Below are 18499 nucleotides of genomic sequence, written 5' to 3' on the forward strand. Positions count from 1 at the left end.
CAAATAATTATTTGAAACAGGCCTGGAACGATATAAAAAATGAGTACGAAAAAAATCAAACATATTCAATCTCGATTTTTGAAAACACACTGGTGTGTTTTATGCGGTTGTATAAAGAAATCAGACGTCAAAAAGCTGAAGACTACATTCCATGTCTGGAATGCGATTCACTAGAAAAAGAATTTGAGGAAATGCAGAATGATAATGATCTATCATTATTTATGAGAACATTGCGTACTAATGATACACAAATTTATTCAGGGGTTTCAGGAGGTATTACATATACTATACAATATGTTCGAGATATTGATATTGTTAGAGTGTCCTTGCCGGGCAGAGCTTCAGAGTCTATCACAGATTTTAAAGGTTATTATTGGTATGGCTTTATGGAATATATTGAAAACATTAATGCGTGTGATGATGTTTTTTCTGAGTATTGTTTAGATGATGAAAATATTAGTGTTCAGCCAGAATGGATAAATACGCCGGGAATATCTGATTTAGATACTGGTATTGATTTATCTGGTATATCTTTTATTCAGAGTGAAACTAACCAGGCATTAGGATTAAAATATGCTCCTGTAGATGGCGATGGATATTGTCTGTTAAGAGCTATACTGGTTTTAAAACAACATGATTATTCATGGGCGCTGGGCAGTCATAAGACACAAAAGGAAGTATACGAAGAGTTTATTAAAATTGTTGATAAACAAACGATCGAGGCTCTTGTTGATGCGGCATTCTATGATCTCAGGGAAGATGTTAAGACATTATTTGGCGTTGATCTGCAATCTGACAACAAAATTCAGGGTGTGGGTAGTCCCATGTCATGGAGCTTTCTTTTTTTTAAAAAACAATTCATTGATAGTTGCTTGAATAACGAAAAATGTATCCTGCATTTACCCGAGTTTATATTTAATGATAACAAGAATTTGCTTGCTTTAGATACCGACACGTCGGATAGGATTAAAGCGGTGAAGAATTTTCTTTCTGTTCTTTCAGATAGCATTTGCTCATTATTTATTGTTAATAGTAATGTGGCATCAATCTCCTTGGGGAATGAATCCTTTTCAACAGATGAAGATCTTGAGTATGGTTATTTAATAAACACCGGCAATCATTATGACGTTTACCTCCCTCCTGAACTTTTTGCTCAGGCTTACAAGTTAAACAATAAGGAAATGAATGCGCAACTTGACTATTGAAATCGTTATGCAATTTAATGGCAAAGGCATATGCTAAAAACCATTGTTATTAGTCTCACACTTTTTTATTGTTAAATATTGTCTCTGTATTGGTAACGCCGCAGATATTCTGTTTAGCCACAGGTGCAATTATCAGCGGCGTACGCGAGGCAGGGGCTAATCAGGCATAGTTTGCGTCAAACCTTGCCTGTTTTTGAAGATGTATATAGAAAAACAGGCGTTCAACAAGCCATTTTGCGAACCTGTTCCCGGAAAAAAGTCATATTTCTGTCACACTCTTTAGTGATTGATAACAAAAGAGGTGCCAGGAATGAACAAAACGCTAATCACCGCAACTGTGGCAGGGATAGTTTTACTCGCTTCAAATGCTCAGGCACAAACCGTACCGGAAGGCTATCAGCTACAGCAAGTGCTCATGATGAGCCGCCATAACTTACGTGCGCCGCTGGCGAACAATGGCAGTGTGCTGGAGCAGTCGACGCCGAATAAATGGCCAGAATGGGACGTCCCCGGTGGGCAACTCACCACCAAAGGTGGCGTGCTCGAAGTGTATATGGGCCATTACATGCGTGAATGGCTGGCAGAGCAGGGGATGGTAAAATCGGGGGAATGCCCGCCGCCGGACACCGTTTATGCCTATGCCAATAGTCTGCAACGTACCGTTGCGACCGCACAGTTCTTTATTACCGGCGCATTTCCGGGGTGTGATATTCCTGTGCATCACCAGGAAAAAATGGGCACCATGGACCCAACCTTTAACCCGGTGATCACCGATGATTCCGCCGCATTCAGTGAACAGGCGGTGGCGGCAATGGAGAAAGAGCTCAGCAAACTCCAGCTTACCGACAGCTACCAGCTACTGGAAAAAATCGTTAACTATAAAGATTCCCCTGCCTGTAAAGAGAAACAACAGTGTTCGCTGGTGGATGGCAAAAATACCTTTAGCGCGAAGTATCAACAAGAACCAGGTGTTTCCGGGCCGCTGAAAGTCGGCAACTCGCTGGTAGATGCGTTTACTTTGCAATACTACGAAGGTTTTCCGATGGATCAGGTGGCCTGGGGAGAAATCAAATCTGACCAGCAATGGAAGGTGTTGTCGAAGCTGAAAAACGGTTACCAGGACAGCCTGTTTACCTCACCGGAAGTGGCGCGCAATGTTGCGAAACCGCTGGTCAGTTATATCGACAAAGCCCTGGTCACCGATCGCACCAGTGCACCAAAAATCACGGTGTTAGTTGGGCATGACTCCAACATTGCCTCTCTGTTAACGGCGCTGGATTTCAAACCGTATCAGTTGCATGACCAGAACGAACGCACGCCGATTGGCGGCAAAGTCGTTTTCCAGCGTTGGCATGACAGCAAAGCCAATCGCGATTTGATGAAAATTGAATATGTGTACCAGAGTGCGGAACAGTTACGTAATGCCGATGCGTTAACCCTGCAGGCACCTGCGCAGCGCGTGACGCTGGAATTAAGCGGTTGCCCGATAGACGCTGATGGTTTCTGCCCGATGGATAAGTTTGATAGCGTGTTGAATGAAGCGGTGAAATAACAGAAAACTCCCCCGCGAGAAGCGGGGGAGTCGCTGGTTAAACGTTTTTACGTTCGATGGTCTGTTCGCCCCAAAAAAGCGAATCTTTATCGGTCTTAGCAAAGGCTTTGACTAACACTTCATCACTACCTTCTTCCCAAATCTTTTCCGCCATTTTTTCGTCGTACCCGGCGACTTCGAAAATGGCCTCGGCTATTTCCGGCGACGTATTGCGCAGAGATGCCCATTCACCGACGTGATGAGCTTTCGCTTCTTGAGTTGGCATGCGTATCCTCCTGTTGAAGATTAGCCATTAAGTTTAACTGCCAGACCTGCGACATATTCCCCTTGATAACGAGCAATAGACAGTTCTTCCTGGCTGGGCTGGCGTGAACCGTCACCGCCTGCGATGGTGGTTGCGCCGTACGGCGTACCGCCGCGAACCTGTGAAACGTCAAATAATTCCTGCGCTGCGTAGCCAATGGGGACAATCACCATGCCGTGATGCGCAAGGGTCGTCCAGGTGGATGTGATGGTTTGTTCCTGACCGCCGCCAGTACCGGTGGAACTAAAGACGCTCGCCAGTTTTCCGTATAGTGCGCCGGAAGCCCACAGGCCGCCCGTCTGGTCGAGGAAGGTACGCATTTGACCGGACATGTTGCCAAAGCGGGTAGGTGTACCAAAAATAATGGCGTCGTAATCGGCCAGTTCTTGCGGGGTTGCAACCGGTGCAGTTTGCGTTTTACCGCCTGCTTTTTCAAATAATTGCGGCGGCATGGTTTCCGGTACACGCTTAACGACAACTTCAGCGCCATCCACTTTGCTTGCACCCTCAGCGACTGCGCGTGCCATCGTTTCAATATGTCCGTACATGGAATAATAAAGCACCAGAACTTTAGCCATTTCTAACCACTCCTCGTGTTATCTCTATTCCGTAGCGATTCGCTACCACTTATTTAAAGATAAGACGTCCTTTTCAGAGTGCAAATTTCACAACCACTTATTTGATTTATAACAACTTTCACAAGCACGCAATTTTGTCGCAAAATGACACATTTTTATCTCATCGCGTTTTTTTAATCATAAGAGCGGCTTATGGATAATTATTGGAGATGATATCTATTCTCGCTAAGAAGCTGTTGCAGGATATTACCAAACGCGGGTCTGCCCGCGTCAGTTCACTAAGCTTAGTCCCACGTAGCGAAAATATGGCAGCCGCCATACGCCGCGTTAATTCTATGCAATATGATGTCTATACCCAGACGGAGGTCAGTAATGGCAAACCATCGAGGCGGTTCCGGCAATTTTGCAGAAGACCGCGAAAGAGCATCAGAAGCAGGTAAAAAAGGTGGACAGCACAGCGGGGGTAATTTCAAGAATGACCCGCAGCGCGCATCTGAAGCAGGTAAAAAAGGTGGCAAGAGCAGTCACGGCAAAAGCGACAACTAGCCGGGCTAATCAATGACGAATGCATTTTTTTCTTAAGCTCGTCAAAAAGCCATCACCGCCGGTAACCCCGGCGGTTTTCTGTTTATGGCTCCTGATGAACAACTTCTGGCGGTGGAACGTCAACCAACCTTCTGCTTAATAACGCATTGAGTAAAATCGCGCCAAAGGTTGCTGTACCGATTCCTCCCAACGTAAAACCGCCCAGCGTGAGAGCAAAATCACCCGCGCCCAGCACTAAGGTCACTGCGACCATAATCAAATTACCGTTCTGGCTTAAATCGACACGGTTTTGTACCCATATCCTTGCGCCTGCGACGGCAATCAGCCCGAACACAACAATTGATGCACCACCAATCACCGCGGCCGGAATGGTATGAATCAGCGCGCCAAATTTCGGTGAAAAGCCCAACAGCATGGCGATGACGGCAGCAGCGACAAACACCAGCGTCGAGTAGACTTTTGTCACGGCCATTACACCGATATTCTCGGCGTAGGTGGTTACGCCGCTGCCACCGACAGAACCAGAAAGCATCGTCGCCAGCCCATCACCGACGAATGACCGTCCCATATACGGATCCATATTGCGTCCGGTCATCCCGGCGACCGCCTTGAGATGGCCTAAGTTTTCCGCCACCAGAATCACCGCCACGGGCGCAATCAGCATCATTGCCTGACCATTAAAACCAGGAGTGGAAAAATGCGGCAGACCGAACCAGGCAGCATGGCTGACGAGAGTAAAATCGACGGCTTTTCCCAGCCCTAAAACGTTGGTCATCACGCCATACAGCAGACAGGCGACAATTAATCCTACAAGAATCAATAACCGCTGGATCATGCCACGGGTAAACACCGCCACCAGCCCAATACTCAGCACCGTCATTACCGCCATCCAGCTATCAAAGCCTGAAGCCGATACACTTTTTACCGCGATAGGCGCTAAGTTCAGGCCAATCGCCATCACCACCGCACCCGTCACCACCGGCGGCATTAGCCGTTCAATCCAGCGCGTACCGATTTTCATCACCACCAGGCCAATGACGGTATAGACCAGCCCACAGGCGATAATCCCGCCCAGCGCAATGCTGATATTCGGGTTAATGCCCTGACCGTTAAAGCCCGTTGCGGCGATCACCACGCCGACAAAAGCCGCGCTGGAGCCGAGATAACTGGGCACGCGCCCGCCGGTAATAAAGAAAAACAGTAACGTGCCGATCCCTGACATTAAAATGGAAAGATTGGGATCCAGCCCCATCAGAATCGGCATTAACACCGTCGCGCCAAACATCGCCACCGCGTGTTGAACGCCCATTATTGCCGTCTGAGCAAACGGCAATCGTTCATCCGGCGCGACCACGCCGCTCTTTGTAGAGGTCGATTTCAACTGCCAGTGAGGAAAACCGAACATTGCCATCAGCTGTCTCCTTAAGGAGGTTAACAAGCAGGGCGCATCAGCGCGTGATAACTGCGATCGAACCACACCAGCCCGTAGGGTGTGGCGTGACGATGAATCGCTTCGATGGCGCAAAACAAAATGTCGTGGGTGCCGACGCTCACCACCTGGCTGATACGGCAGTCAAACGAAACCAGCGCCTCTTCCAGTTGCGGGCATCCGGTCACACCAGTCTGCCAGCGGGCGGCGGCAAAGCGGTGTTCCATGGGCGTTTTGCCGCCAAAAAGGTTTGAAAGCGGCTCCTGCCCGGCGCTAAGTGTATTTACACACAGCGTTCGATTTTCATTGAATACCGGCCAGACGGACGCCCCACGATTCAGGCACACCAGTAATGTGGGAGGCGTGTCGGTCACGCTGCAGACGGCGCTGGCGGTGAACCCGGCGCGCCCGGCTGGACCGTCCGTGGTGATGATATTGACCGCCGCACCCATGCAGGACATCGCATCGCGAAAAGTTTGTTGATCGACAATGTTCATAGTTTGCTCCTTACAACAGCCCGCAGGCTTCTTCAAAGGACAGACGTGGCAGGCGCGCAAAAAGTTTGCTGCTATCGCCATAGCCGATATTAATCAGCAGATTGCTCTTCAGCGTGCTGCCTGCAAAAAAAGCGTCGTCTACGTGTTGACGATCAAAACCCGACATCGGGCCGGTATCCAGCCCCAGCGCACGGCAGGCGATGATAAGATAAGCCGCCTGCATGGAACTGTTGCGAAACGCTGTTTCTTCGGCAAGTTGTGGGCTGGAGGTAAACCAACTGCGGGCATCGCCGTGAGGAAACAGTTGCGGTAACCGTTCATAAAATTCACTGTCCCATGCGACGATAGCGGTGACGGGCGCGGTCAGGGTTTTTTGCAGATTGCCGCTGGAAAGCGCCGGGCGCAGACGTTCTTTTCCTTCTGCAGTGCGGATAAACACGATACGTGCCGGAGAACAGTTAGCTGATGTCGGCCCCCATTTCATCAGGGCATAAAGCTCCCGTAACGTCTCATCGCTGACGGGTGTCTCCCGCCAGCCGTTGTGAGTGCGGGCATCGGTGAACAGGGTGCTAAGCGCACCTGGGCTAACGGCTTCGTTCATAGCAATTCCTTACAGGGCGGCTTCACGGTGATGTAACAGGGTGGCAAGCCCGTTGAGTAACAGAGCATTAAACGTTTCGGGATCGGTCACGTTGCAGGCGTGTCCGCCATAGCGCATCACCATTTTCTGGCTATCGGGCAGGGCGGCATGAAGTTCACTGGAACATGCTGATGGCACCAGCAGATCATCACTGGCGCAGATGATTTGCACCGAGCAGCGGATGCGAACCGCATGATGACTAAAGTCAGCGCGTTTGAGGGCGTTAAGTCGACGCAGTAAATTATTTTTGCCCTGAAAATGCGCCAGTGCCAGTGCGTCTTCTGCCTCAAGGCGAGGTGCGCGGGCCGCCATCCAGTCGGCGGGATAGAGGAACAACGGCTGCGCTTCCACCCATGCCTGCGCGCCACCGCTATACAGTAATCGTTCGCGAACCTGAAAACAGCGGCGCGTATGGGCGTTTATTCGTAGCCAGCCGTTAACACTGACCAGCACAGTTACCGACGCGGGATAATCCAGCGCCAGCTGCATTCCCACCAGCGCACCGAGCGCATGGCCGACCACTGCGTAATGCTCAATCCCTGCGGCTACCAGCGCCTGATGCAGTTCCGCTGCCATCTGGGCGATACTGTAATCTTCTGCCAGTGTGTCGGGATTATTGCCGGTGCCGCGCTGGTCGTAACAGACTACCTGATACTCCTGCTCCAGCACCGCCAGTTGCGGTAACCAGTAACTGCCGCTACCGCCAAGACCCGAAATCAACACCACTACGGGTGCATCAGCATAAGGGGGAGGTGAGAGTGAAAGTTTCATCGCGGCCTCACTTGGCGATATGCGCAATTGTGGCGATTTCCACCAGCGCGTCAGGTTTTACCAGTCCGCACTGAATGCAGAATCGCGCCGGTTTATCACCCGGAAAAAACTCGGCGTAGATTTCGTTAATCGCGGCGTAATTTTTCCAGTCGGTAATAAAGATGCTGTTGAAGGTCACATCCGCCATCGTGCCACCCGCCGTCTCGATCACCTTGCGGATGGTTTCCAGAACGTGGCGGGTTTGCGCCTTTGGGTCATCGGCAAACAGCACGTTATTATGTTGATCAAAAGCCAGCGTACCGGAGACATACACCACGCCATCAGCCAGCGTGCCGGGAACGAAGGGGGCCAGCGGTGCGCTGCTGCCAGCGGGAATAATTACGGATTTTGGCATCGTTAAACTCCTTAAGCGATACGAGCAAAGGACGTGGGAGAAAGCGCGTCGCAGAACGTTTCGACGTCGCTGACCCAGCCAAAAAAGGTTTCGATATTGAACAACGCAGCTTTCTGCGCAAATTCCGGCCCCGCCTGGTGAGTTGCGTCTTCCAGCACCACGCCGAAATACTCCAGAAAAAAGCCGTCGCGTAGCGTCGATTCGACGCAGACGTTGGTAGCGATGCCGGTGAAAACCAGATGGCGTATTCCGCGGCTGCGCAAAATGCTGTCCAGCGGCGTATTGAAGAAACCGCTGTAGCGCGGCTTCGGCAGCACAATATCGCCAGGCTGCGGCACCAGTTCATCCACCAGTTGATAATCCCAGGAGCCTTTCGCCAGCAATTTCCCCTGCAGCTGCGGCTGCTTACGCATGGTTTTCAGGGCGTTCGATTTATGATAATTCGGTGAGCCAGGGCCGCCAGCCTCGACATACTGTTCATCCCAGCCATTTTGAAACCAGATGATCAACATCCCTGCCGCTCGCGCTGCAGTCACGGCGGTTTGAATGTTGGCAATGACCGGGCGAGTGGTTGAGACATCAAACCCGGCGAGATCTAAGTAGCCGCCTGGCGTGGCATAGGCGTTTTGCATATCTACCACGATCAGCGCACTTTGCTGCGGATCGAAGGTAATGGCTTCCGGTCGAGCGGTTAATGTCGTTATCATGCCACCTCCTGAGTCAGCACAGGGAGATGGGCGCGGCACTGCATCAGTGGTTGAATGCGCTCGCCGAAGGTTTCGATTCCCGACAGAAAATCGTCGAAGGTTAACAGCACGCCTTCGGCACCAGGCACGCTTGCGACTTCATCTAACATGCGCGCGACACTGGCGTAAGAACCGACTAACGTCCCCATATTGATGTTTACCGCCGAAGTGGGATCGGCCATCTGACGGACGTTGGTGTCAGTACCGGAGCGGGTATCTTTCTGACTTTGTTCGGTTAGCCAGCTTAACGCCTCTTCATCCGCGCCCGCTTTGTAGTGTTCCCATTTGGCGCGAGCGGCATCGTCGGTTTCATCGGCAATCACCATAAACAATACATAAGAGCCAACGTCGCGCCCGGTTTGCTCTGCGGCCTGTTTCATCCGCGCAGCGGTCGGGGCGAAAGCCGTGGGTGTATTTACGCCTTTGCCGAAACAGAAGTTGAAATCGGCATACTGAGCGGAGAACGCCATGCCAGCGTCGCTTTGCCCGGCGCAGATCACTTTCATGGGGACACTCGGTTGCGGACTGACGCGACAATCATTCATGGTGAAAAAATCGCCTTTAAAATCGCTTTTTCCCGTGCCCCACAGGTCGCGCAGCACCTGAACATACTCGGTGAGATAGTCGTAACGACGGGAGAAATAGTCATCGCCAGGCCAGATACCCATCTGCTCATACTCGGGCTTTTGCCAGCCAGTCACGAGGTTGACGCCAAAACGCCCGCCAGAGATGGAGTCGATGGTTGCGGCCATACGGGCGACGATTGCCGGAGGTAACGTTAAGGTGGCGGCGGTGGCGTAAATCTGAATGCGCGAGGTCACGGCCGCCAGCCCCGCCATCAAGGTGAACGACTCAAGGTTGTGATCCCAGAACTCAGTTTTGCCACTAAAGCCACGCAGTTTGATCATCGACAGGGCGAAATCGAAATGGTAGTGCTCCGCTTTTTGCACGATGGCTTTATTCAGTTCAAAGGTCGGCATGTACTGCGGCGCGTGGGTCGAAATGAGCCAGCCGTTGTTGCCAATAGGTACGAATACGCCAATTTTCATCATCAACCTCTCTTCGTCTCGTAAAGTGAAAGTCAGACGGGGCGCTGCATCCTGCATATCCTTTTCAGCCGCGTATTGGCTTGTTTGCAAAGCGGATGCCAGTTTTTAAAAAGCGAATGTTATTAATGTGTTAACATTGCGTTATCTAAAATATCTGGTAAAAAGTGGACTAAACGGTCAAAACAGTTGCACATAAAACATGCATCCGTGCGCGATGAGAGTGCAGAAGGTCGAGGCCGGGCGGGGGTTTTGCTATCCTGTTGCCAATCTACAAGAGGGGAGAGCGCATGACGCAAGGTGCAGTGAAAACAACGGGTAAACGTTCGCGCGCAGTCAGTGCGAAGAAAAAAGCGATTCTTAGCGCAGCACTGGACACTTTTTCACAATTCGGTTTTCACGGCACAAGGCTGGAGCAGATCGCAGAGTTGGCGGGTGTTTCAAAAACCAATCTGCTGTATTACTTCCCGTCAAAAGAGGCGCTGTATATTGCCGTGCTGCGGCAGATTCTCGATATCTGGCTGGCACCGTTAAAAGCGTTTCGTGAAGATTTCGCCCCGCTGGCGGCGATCAAAGAGTACATCCGTCTGAAGCTGGAAGTCTCACGCGATTATCCGCAGGCTTCGCGCCTGTTCTGTATGGAGATGCTGGCAGGCGCGCCGCTGTTAATGGATGAACTGACGGGCGATTTGAAGGCATTAATTGATGAGAAATCGGCGCTGATTGCCGGTTGGGTCAAAAGCGGCAAACTCGCGCCGATTGATCCGCAGCATTTGATTTTTATGATTTGGGCTTCCACTCAACATTACGCCGATTTCGCCCCTCAGGTGGAGGCAGTGACAGGCGCAACGTTGCGCGATGAGGTATTTTTCAATCAAACGGTTGAAAACGTGCAGCGGATTATTATTGAGGGGATTCGACCACGTTAAAGATGCCGGAGGAGGTTGTAACATCCTCCGGCTACCTGTTTAACCTATAGTCATTAAGCTGGCGTTACCGCCAGCGGCAGCGGTATTCACACTCAGCGAACGCTCGATATACAGCCGTTCCAGAAGGATATTGCTTTCGCCACGGGCAAAACCCTGCACCGAAACAATTGCGCCATCCCGTGCGGCAACTGCTTCACACAATGCGCGAAGCTGATCCGAATCACCGTGGAAGATCACCGCATCAAACGGTTGAGCGGTAATATTTTCCGCTTTCGCCAGTTGAATACGCTCGCTGACAGTCGATGGCAATGCCTTCACTAACTGACGATGCAGCGCGTCATCTGGCCACAGCACCTGGCTGCCCACCGCCAGCACGGCGGCGAGCTGAGTCAGCGCATCCTGTTCATCATCCGCGATACACAATACGCGCTCACGCGGCAGCAGCGTCCAGGTGTTGCGCTCACCCGTCGGCCCTGGCAGCAATCGTTGTGTTCCTGCCTGCGCCAGCTCGCCATATTGCGTACATAACGCCTGCAATTCTGGACGATTTGCTGCCCATTCCCGCAGTGCATTTAGCGGCTGAGTCAATGCGGCTTTCAACTGCGCATCGACCGGATACTCTGCATCCTGACGCGCGAGCGTCACTGCCAGCGCACTTTCCGGGCGATTCGCCAGTAGACGGTAGAGATAGAGCGGACCGCCTGCTTTTGGCCCGGTGCCGGACAATCCTTCGCCGCCGAATGGCTGCACACCCACCACTGCGCCCACCATATTACGGTTAACGTACAGGTTACCGACATGGGCCGAGCCAGTGACCTGGGCGATGGTTTCATCAATGCGCGTGTGGACGCCAAGCGTCAGACCATAACCGGAAGCGTTAATCTGCTCGATCAGCTCCGGCAGCTGGTTACGGTTGTAACGCACCACATGCAGCACCGGACCAAAGACCTCTTTTTGCAATTCGGCAAAGTCATCCAGTTCGATCAGCGTCGGGGCGACAAAGGTGCCGTTTTGCCATTCACGGGCATCTTCGCTGTTTTCCCGCACCGCCTGGAACACTGGACGGCCTTTACTACGCATGATCTGAATATGACGCTCGATATTGGCTTTCGCTTCGCTATCAATCACCGGACCGATATCGGTGGTCAGGCGACCCGGATTACCCATCCGGCATTCGGCCATTGCGCCGCGCAGCATTTTCAACGTGTGGTCGGCAATCTCATCTTGCAGGCACAGCACGCGCAGCGCCGAACAACGCTGACCCGCACTGTCGAACGCCGAGGCCAGCACATCTATTACTACTTGTTCGGTCAGGGCGGAGGAATCAACAATCATCGCGTTCATACCGCCAGTTTCAGCGATGAGCGGAATAGGGCGACCCTGAGCGTCCAGGCGGCTGGCGATATTGCGTTGCAGCAACGTAGCGACTTCGGTTGAACCGGTAAACATAACCCCGCGCACGCGATCATCACCCGTCAGTTGCGCGCCCACGGTTTCCCCCTGACCTGGCAGCAATTGCACCACGCCTGACGGTACGCCCGCTTCCAGCAAAATGGCGATCCCTTGCGCGGCAATCAGTGGCGTTTGTTCTGCCGGTTTTGCCAGCACGCTGTTACCTGCCGCCAGTGCGGCAGCGATCTGCCCGGTGAAAATCGCCAGCGGGAAGTTCCACGGGCTGATACATACCACAGGCCCTAATGGACGATGGGTTTCGTTAGCGAAATCATCCCGCACCTGTCCGGCGTAGTAGTGGAGAAAATCGACCGCTTCACGCACTTCGGCAATGGCGTTACTGAAGGTTTTTCCGGCCTCACGTACCAGAATACCAATCAGTTGCTGCATCTGGCTTTCCATCAGCACGGCAGCGCGATGCAAAATCGCCGCGCGTTCAGCCGGAGGCGTGGCAAACCAGATTGGCGCGTTATTAACCGCACTTTCCAGCGCCAGTTCTACTTCACGCGGCGTGGCTTCACGCACATAGCCCACAATATCTTTCGGTTCCGCAGGGTTAATAACGGGCGACATCTCACCAGCCGCTACCGGTTGTTCCAGCATTGGCAAGGCCTGCCATTTTTGCAGTGCACTATTGAGCAGGGCAGAAGAGAGCGAGGCCAGACGGTGTTCGTTAGCGAGATCCAGCCCTGCCGAGTTGTCGCGCCCGTGACCGTAAAGATCGCGCGGCAGGGGAATTTTCGGATGCGGTAATCCAGTTTGCCCTTCCTGTTGCGCCAGTTTTTCTACAGCAGTGACCGGATCGGCGACCAGTTCATCCAATGGCAAAGAGGTGTCGGCAATACGGTTAACAAACGAGGTGTTAGCACCGTTTTCCAGCAGGCGACGCACCAGATACGCCAGCAGCGTTTCATGTGTGCCAACCGGGGCATAAATACGACACGGACGGTTAAGTTTGCCGTCGGCAACTTTTCCGGTGACCTGCTCATACAGTGGCTCGCCCATACCATGCAGGCACTGGAACTCGTACTGACCCGGATAGTAGTTTTGACCTGCCAGTTGATAAATCGCCGCCAGCGTATGGGCGTTGTGCGTCGCGAACTGCGGGTAGATTAGATTCGGCACCGCCAGCAGCTTTTTCGCACAGGCGAGATAAGAAACGTCGGTATACACCTTGCGGGTATAAACCGGATAACCTTCAAGGCCGTCCATCTGCGCACGCTTGATTTCACTATCCCAGTATGCGCCTTTCACCAGGCGAATCATCAGACGGCGACGGCTGCGGGTGGCGAGATCAATCAGGTAATCAATCACCAGTGGGCAGCGTTTTTGATAAGCCTGAATAACAAAACCGATGCCGTTCCAGCCTGCCAGTTCCGGCTCGAAACAGAGTTTTTCCAGCAGATCGAGGGAGATCTCCAGACGATCGGCCTCTTCGGCGTCAATGTTGATACCAATATCGTACTGACGCGCCAGCAGGGTGAGTGATTTCAGCCGTGGGTAAAGCTCTTCCATTACCCGGTCATACTGGGCGCGGCTGTAACGCGGATGCAGCGCCGACAGCTTGATTGAAATGCCCGGACCTTCATAGATGCCACGACCGTTAGACGCTTTACCAATGGCGTGAATCGCCTGCTGATAGGAAACCATGTACGCCTGTGCATCTGCGGCGGTCAGCGCTGCTTCGCCCAGCATATCGTAAGAGTAACGGAAACCTTTCTCTTCCAGCTTACGGGCATTGGCTAACGCTTCCGCGATGGTTTCGCCCGTGACGAACTGCTCGCCCATCAGGCGCATCGCCATATCCACACCTTTGCGGATCAGCGGTTCACCACTTTTACCGATAATGCGGTTCAGCGAGCGGGAGAGGCTGGCTTCGTTATGGGTGGAAACCAGTTTGCCAGTAAACAACAACCCCCAGGTGGCGGCATTAACAAACAGGGACGGGCTGCGACCAATGTGTGACTGCCAGTTACCGTTGCTGATTTTGTCGCGAATTAACGCGTCGCGGGTGGCTTTGTCGGGAATACGCAACAACGCTTCTGCCAGACACATCAGCGCCACGCCTTCCTGCGATGACAGCGAAAACTCCTGCAATAACCCCTGGACCATACCTGCGCGGCCACTGGCATTTTTTTGATTACGCAGTTTATCGGCCAGTTGATACGCCAGTTTGTGTGCCTGTTCAGCAACTGGCTGCGGCAGGCGGGCTTGTTCCAGCAGCATAGAAACCGCTTCGGTTTCCGGGCGGCGATAGGCCGCGGTGATCGCGGCGCGGGAAACCGACTGGGGCAAAATTTGCTCGGCAAAGTCGAGGAATGGCTGGTGTGGTTCCTCTGCCGGAGTCGGTGCTTCATCGCTCTCATTGGCAGCGCCAGAAAGCAGCGCAGGTAGCTCTGGCAGAGTATCGCTGTTTTCCAGTTGTTCGAGATAAGAAAAAATCGCCTGCTTAATTAACCAGTGTGGCGTGCGATCGATACGTGTCGCGGCAGACTTAATACGCTCACGCGTCGCGTCGTCCAGCTTAACCCCCATGGTGGTGGTTCCCATGCCATTACTCCTGTTGTTCTGAAAGGTGCAACTTAACGTTATCGTGAAATATCCATGATGTTGCAACTTTGTGCAATCATGTTAAATGTGACCTGCGTAGCAAGCTTAAAAATGAATGAAATGTTAATAAAAGAAATCGATATGACAGGGATTAAAAAAATAACTCAGACTTTTTCTCTGCGGCAGTTAACATTTTTGAAAGGTGCAACCGCAAAAAATGTGAGAGAGTGCAACCTGATGAAAAATAGTGTCGCTGAGCACTAAAATTTAATGTAAATGGTGTGTTAAATCGATTGTGAATAACCAGCGCTTCCGGCAGGATACGGTCGCCCTGGTAAAACATAAACTCTGTTACCCCGTTCCGGTGGCAGATATAACGGCAAGTTTCGACATTGCCGATAATAATTTTTTGGAGACTTTAGATGGCTATTAGCACACCGATGTTGGTGACATTTTGTGTCTATATCTTTGGCATGATATTGATTGGGTTTATCGCCTGGCGATCAACGAAAAACTTTGACGACTATATTCTGGGCGGACGTAGCCTTGGGCCATTCGTGACGGCATTATCGGCGGGTGCATCGGATATGAGCGGCTGGCTGTTAATGGGGTTGCCGGGCGCGGTTTTTCTTTCCGGGATTTCCGAAAGTTGGATCGCCATTGGCCTGACATTAGGCGCGTGGATTAACTGGAAGCTGGTGGCCGGGCGGTTGCGTGTGCATACCGAATACAACAATAACGCCTTGACATTGCCGGATTATTTCACCGGGCGTTTTGAAGATAAAAGCCGCATTTTGCGCATTATCTCCGCGCTGGTGATTTTGCTGTTCTTCACCATTTATTGCGCTTCGGGCATTGTGGCAGGCGCGCGTCTGTTTGAAAGTACCTTTGGCATGAGCTACGAAACGGCTCTGTGGGCGGGAGCTGCGGCGACGATCCTTTACACCTTTATTGGCGGTTTCCTCGCGGTGAGCTGGACTGACACTGTACAGGCCAGCCTGATGATTTTTGCCCTGATCCTGACGCCGGTTATCGTCATTATCAGTGTCGGTGGCTTTGGTGACTCGCTGGAAGTGATCAAACAAAAGAGCATCGAAAACGTGGATATGCTCAAAGGGCTGAACTTTGTCGCCATTATCTCGCTGATGGGGTGGGGGCTGGGTTACTTCGGGCAACCGCACATCCTGGCGCGTTTTATGGCGGCGGATTCTCACCACAGCATCGTCCATGCGCGTCGTATCAGTATGACCTGGATGATCCTCTGCCTGGCAGGGGCGGTGGCTGTCGGCTTCTTTGGTATCGCTTACTTTAACGAGCACCCGGCGGTAGCAGGTGCGGTAAACCAGAACGCTGAACGCGTGTTTATCGAACTGGCGCAAATTCTGTTTAACCCGTGGATTGCCGGGATTCTGCTGTCGGCAATTCTGGCGGCGGTAATGTCAACCTTAAGTTGCCAGCTGCTGGTGTGCTCCAGTGCGATTACCGAAGATTTATACAAAGCGTTTCTGCGTAAACATGCCAGCCAGAAAGAGCTGGTGTGGGTAGGGCGTGTGATGGTGCTGGTGGTGGCGCTGGTGGCCATTGCGCTGGCGGCAAACCCGGAAAACCGCGTGCTGGGCTTAGTGAGCTACGCGTGGGCAGGCTTTGGCGCGGCGTTTGGTCCGGTGGTGCTATTCTCGGTGATGTGGTCACGCATGACGCGCAACGGTGCGCTGGCGGGGATGATCATCGGGGCGCTGACGGTTATCGTCTGGAAACAGTTCGGCTGGCTGGGACTGTACGAAATTATTCCGGGCTTTATCTTTGGCAGTATTGGGATTGTAGTGTTTAGTTTGCTGGGTAAAGCGCCGTCAGCGGCGATGCAAAAACGCTTTGCCGAGGCCGATGCGCACTATCATTCGGCTCCGCCGTCACGGTTGCAGGAAGGCTAAGCTGAAGAGTAATTATTTATCTTTTGCTTTTTAACCCGAATGTTCCCTGCCATGCGGTATAAGTTGCCTGGCAGGGAGTGTTCGGGGGCAATTGCTATTTGCCCACCCGGCACAGATGAACAAAATTGCCGCTATCGGTACCTTCAGCTTATGTCCTGCGGCTGGTTGGTTGGGCGAGATAGAATGTATTCGACATATTCCCGCTGTTTTTTAACCACGCCAGTTTTCTCGCACCTTGCTTGGTCACTCCGCTCGATTTCAGGTAGGATCTGGCAGTAGACCACTGGAAGCCGCGTTTTTTACTCCACTTTTCGGCTCCCCCTGCGCTGTTACGCTTCTCCTGGGTCATATTCGCCCATTGTACGATGTCTCCGAAGGTGAACGTGACCCATTTCTGCGGCCCTGTCAGCTTCAACTCACCCAGGGCGGTAAGCCCGTCGTTCTTCAGGTAATTCCTGGCAGTAGTTGGCGCGAGGTTTCTTTCCTTACACCACTTTTCTAAATAACCAACCGGTTTTCGCACATGCTTGTTTAAGGCTGCCCACTGGCGGATATGTTCAAGGGTGAATTTGGCATATTCATGCGGCCTGTTTACCTTTACCTGTCCCGCGTAGTTCAGGCCGTGATCGGTCAGGTAATTTCTGGCATTTTTGATATTAAAATGATTGCGCGTACACCATCCTGGAACTCCCTGTAGAGCGTTTCGCGCCTGCTGGTCCATAGCCGCCCATTTTCGCATGTCGTCTACAGTCAATTTAACATATTGCTGTGGCTCGTCCTCGATGGTCTGCCTGGTGTTGTTTATGTCGTCATTTGCAGTATTTGGTGGGATGTTGCTTGTATTACACGATTGCTGTAATTCCACATCGTTACGCCACGCCAGCGGAGACATATTTCCAAATTCTCGCATGCCATTGTTGGTAAAGTGTGTTTCTTCTCTTCCGTATTGCTGGGCCGGGGAGTAGCGAGCTGCTTCATGCACCCTGTTTTGATTTTCATCCGTGAGTATTGGCCGTACGGACCAGAGATCAAAGGTTCCATATTGACTGCGTGACATCAGTGTTGTGACAATGGAGTGAAACAGCTCAAGAGCAATATTTGTACTGGTGCACACACCGCTCTTGCTGACTGCAATTTTCACGAGATTGCCCGTGTTGTCATGCTCTTGCGTCTTCGTGAAGGTGATGGTGAAACCGGCAACATCGAAGGTGAACGGTTCAGGAAGTTGCAGATCATTTGCACTTACCACCGGTTGGAACTGATGTCGATGTAGTTCGGTTGTCATCGCAACAGCCAGCAAGTGAACCTCTTCAGGAACCAGTGGAGTAACAGCCATGCCCGTGCTGTAGTCCGCATCCCTTTTGATATAATTATTCATCTGCACCAGAAGCGTCAAAGTTTCCAGACAACTACTCGGGAGTTGTTGCGGTGGAATATAGGTTGCTGCGCTCGTATTGAGGTTGGATATTGGTCTCATGTCATGCTCTCCGTATCCTTACAGGGTTAATGATTCGTATTAAGTCGTAGCCATCCGCATGGCTCCGGGCGATTCAGTCGGCGCACCAGGATGTACACTTCGGATGCGTTCTTGATGTAGTAAACAATCCGCTCATTCTGGTGTTAATGGAAACACCCGTAAAAAGCAGGAGGAATGCCAGTTATTGGCGAATTTACAATGCTGCCATCGGGGTGAGTTTCATGAAGATTATTATTTTTTTTACGCCTTGTATCATCGCGTTAAATAATAATTTCTTCCTGTGTTTCATAAAGTATATAGTTACAATTACTCGTGAATTTTATCGATAACTCGACGTTAGCCTTCAGCCAGAGAAAAATTAACTCGCAAATTTTTTAATTTATCGTTAGGGGAATGGGTAAATTATATTCTCGACCCTAATTACAGGGTTCATCTGAAAACAGTGGCGTCTC

Annotated in this window: 17 protein-coding genes; 6 read left to right on the forward strand and 11 right to left on the reverse strand. The window is 51.6% G+C overall.

Annotation, left to right across the window (positions count from 1 at the left end):
• Together OQV04_RS18910 and agp are read left to right on the forward strand one after the other, a co-directional pair.
• On the forward strand, nt 1-1205 hold a 1205-nt coding region (locus OQV04_RS18910), incomplete at its 5' end, for a YccE family protein (protein ID WP_332642553.1).
• 310 nt (nt 1206-1515) lie between these two features.
• Nucleotides 1516-2757 carry a bifunctional glucose-1-phosphatase/inositol phosphatase gene (agp, locus tag OQV04_RS18915; protein ID WP_032280690.1) on the forward strand — a complete coding sequence of 414 codons (1242 nt, stop codon included), beginning with the start codon at nt 1516-1518 and terminating at the stop codon, nt 2755-2757.
• Nucleotides 2758-2794: 37 nt separating this feature from the next.
• Here the strand turns inward: agp and OQV04_RS18920 are convergent, their stop codons facing one another.
• The gene (locus OQV04_RS18920) at nt 2795-3022 is read right to left on the reverse strand and encodes a YccJ family protein (RefSeq protein WP_001143120.1); all 228 of its coding nucleotides are present in this window, start codon (nt 3020-3022) and stop codon (nt 2795-2797) included.
• Nucleotides 3023-3042: 20 nt separating this feature from the next.
• Nucleotides 3043-3639 carry an NAD(P)H:quinone oxidoreductase gene (gene wrbA, locus OQV04_RS18925; protein ID WP_001151437.1) on the reverse strand — a complete coding sequence of 199 codons (597 nt, stop codon included), beginning with the start codon at nt 3637-3639 and terminating at the stop codon, nt 3043-3045.
• A 372-nt stretch (nt 3640-4011) separates the two neighbouring features.
• Between wrbA and OQV04_RS18930 the strand changes: the two genes are divergently transcribed.
• Nucleotides 4012-4185 (forward strand): general stress protein, encoded by a 174-nt coding sequence (locus tag OQV04_RS18930; protein WP_001273658.1) that lies wholly within the window; start codon nt 4012-4014, stop codon nt 4183-4185.
• A gap of 82 nt (nt 4186-4267) precedes the next feature.
• Here OQV04_RS18930 and rutG read toward each other — a convergent pair whose 3' ends face one another.
• Genes rutG through rutA form a run of 7 tightly spaced genes read right to left on the reverse strand, consistent with a single transcriptional unit; the run spans nt 4268 to nt 9711 of the window.
• Nucleotides 4268-5596: a pyrimidine utilization transport protein G gene (gene rutG, locus OQV04_RS18935; protein ID WP_032280692.1), complete on the reverse strand. Its 1329-nt coding sequence runs from the start codon at nt 5594-5596 to the stop codon at nt 4268-4270.
• Between the two features lie 20 nt (nt 5597-5616).
• Nucleotides 5617-6111, reverse strand: a complete 495-nt coding sequence (rutF, locus tag OQV04_RS18940) for an NADH-dependent FMN reductase RutF (protein WP_001028095.1) — start codon at nt 6109-6111, stop codon at nt 5617-5619.
• A 10-nt stretch (nt 6112-6121) separates the two neighbouring features.
• Nucleotides 6122-6712, reverse strand: a complete 591-nt coding sequence (locus tag OQV04_RS18945) for a malonic semialdehyde reductase (protein ID WP_001001189.1) — start codon at nt 6710-6712, stop codon at nt 6122-6124.
• Between the two features lie 9 nt (nt 6713-6721).
• Complete coding sequence (gene rutD / locus OQV04_RS18950; RefSeq protein WP_032280693.1) at nt 6722-7522, reverse strand: pyrimidine utilization protein D; 801 nt, start codon at nt 7520-7522, stop codon at nt 6722-6724.
• A 7-nt stretch (nt 7523-7529) separates the two neighbouring features.
• Nucleotides 7530-7916 carry a 3-aminoacrylate deaminase gene (gene rutC, locus OQV04_RS18955; protein WP_001126780.1) on the reverse strand — a complete coding sequence of 129 codons (387 nt, stop codon included), beginning with the start codon at nt 7914-7916 and terminating at the stop codon, nt 7530-7532.
• 11 nt (nt 7917-7927) lie between these two features.
• Nucleotides 7928-8623, reverse strand: a complete 696-nt coding sequence (gene rutB, locus OQV04_RS18960; RefSeq protein WP_332642557.1) for a peroxyureidoacrylate/ureidoacrylate amidohydrolase RutB — start codon at nt 8621-8623, stop codon at nt 7928-7930.
• The gene (rutA, locus tag OQV04_RS18965) at nt 8620-9711 is read right to left on the reverse strand and encodes a pyrimidine utilization protein A (RefSeq protein WP_032280706.1); all 1092 of its coding nucleotides are present in this window, start codon (nt 9709-9711) and stop codon (nt 8620-8622) included. The genes rutB and rutA overlap by 4 nt, the downstream gene beginning before the upstream one ends.
• Nucleotides 9712-9998: 287 nt before the next feature.
• Between rutA and rutR the strand changes: the two genes are divergently transcribed.
• Nucleotides 9999-10637 carry an HTH-type transcriptional regulator RutR gene (gene rutR / locus OQV04_RS18970; protein ID WP_000191701.1) on the forward strand — a complete coding sequence of 213 codons (639 nt, stop codon included), beginning with the start codon at nt 9999-10001 and terminating at the stop codon, nt 10635-10637.
• A 39-nt stretch (nt 10638-10676) separates the two neighbouring features.
• Here rutR and putA read toward each other — a convergent pair whose 3' ends face one another.
• Nucleotides 10677-14639 carry a trifunctional transcriptional regulator/proline dehydrogenase/L-glutamate gamma-semialdehyde dehydrogenase gene (putA, locus tag OQV04_RS18975; RefSeq protein ID WP_045176595.1) on the reverse strand — a complete coding sequence of 1321 codons (3963 nt, stop codon included), beginning with the start codon at nt 14637-14639 and terminating at the stop codon, nt 10677-10679.
• A 54-nt stretch (nt 14640-14693) separates the two neighbouring features.
• Here putA and OQV04_RS18980 point away from each other — a divergent pair, with 54 nt between their 5' ends.
• Entirely contained in the window at nt 14694-14903 is a 210-nt protein-coding gene (locus OQV04_RS18980; RefSeq protein ID WP_024226942.1) for a hypothetical protein, read from the forward strand.
• Between the two features lie 158 nt (nt 14904-15061).
• Entirely contained in the window at nt 15062-16570 is a 1509-nt protein-coding gene (putP, locus tag OQV04_RS18985; protein WP_001018485.1) for a sodium/proline symporter PutP, read from the forward strand.
• Nucleotides 16571-16718: 148 nt separating this feature from the next.
• On the opposite strand, the gene OQV04_RS18990 is transcribed toward putP, so the two are convergent.
• A complete protein-coding gene (locus OQV04_RS18990) occupies nt 16719-18047 on the reverse strand; it encodes a hypothetical protein (RefSeq protein WP_274446503.1) in 1329 nt (442 codons plus the stop codon).
• Between the last annotated feature and the right edge of the window lie 452 nt (nt 18048-18499).

It is taken from the genome of Escherichia sp. Lx600-2 (assembly GCF_036662595.1).
GTDB classification, from domain to species: domain Bacteria; phylum Pseudomonadota; class Gammaproteobacteria; order Enterobacterales; family Enterobacteriaceae; genus Escherichia; species Escherichia coli.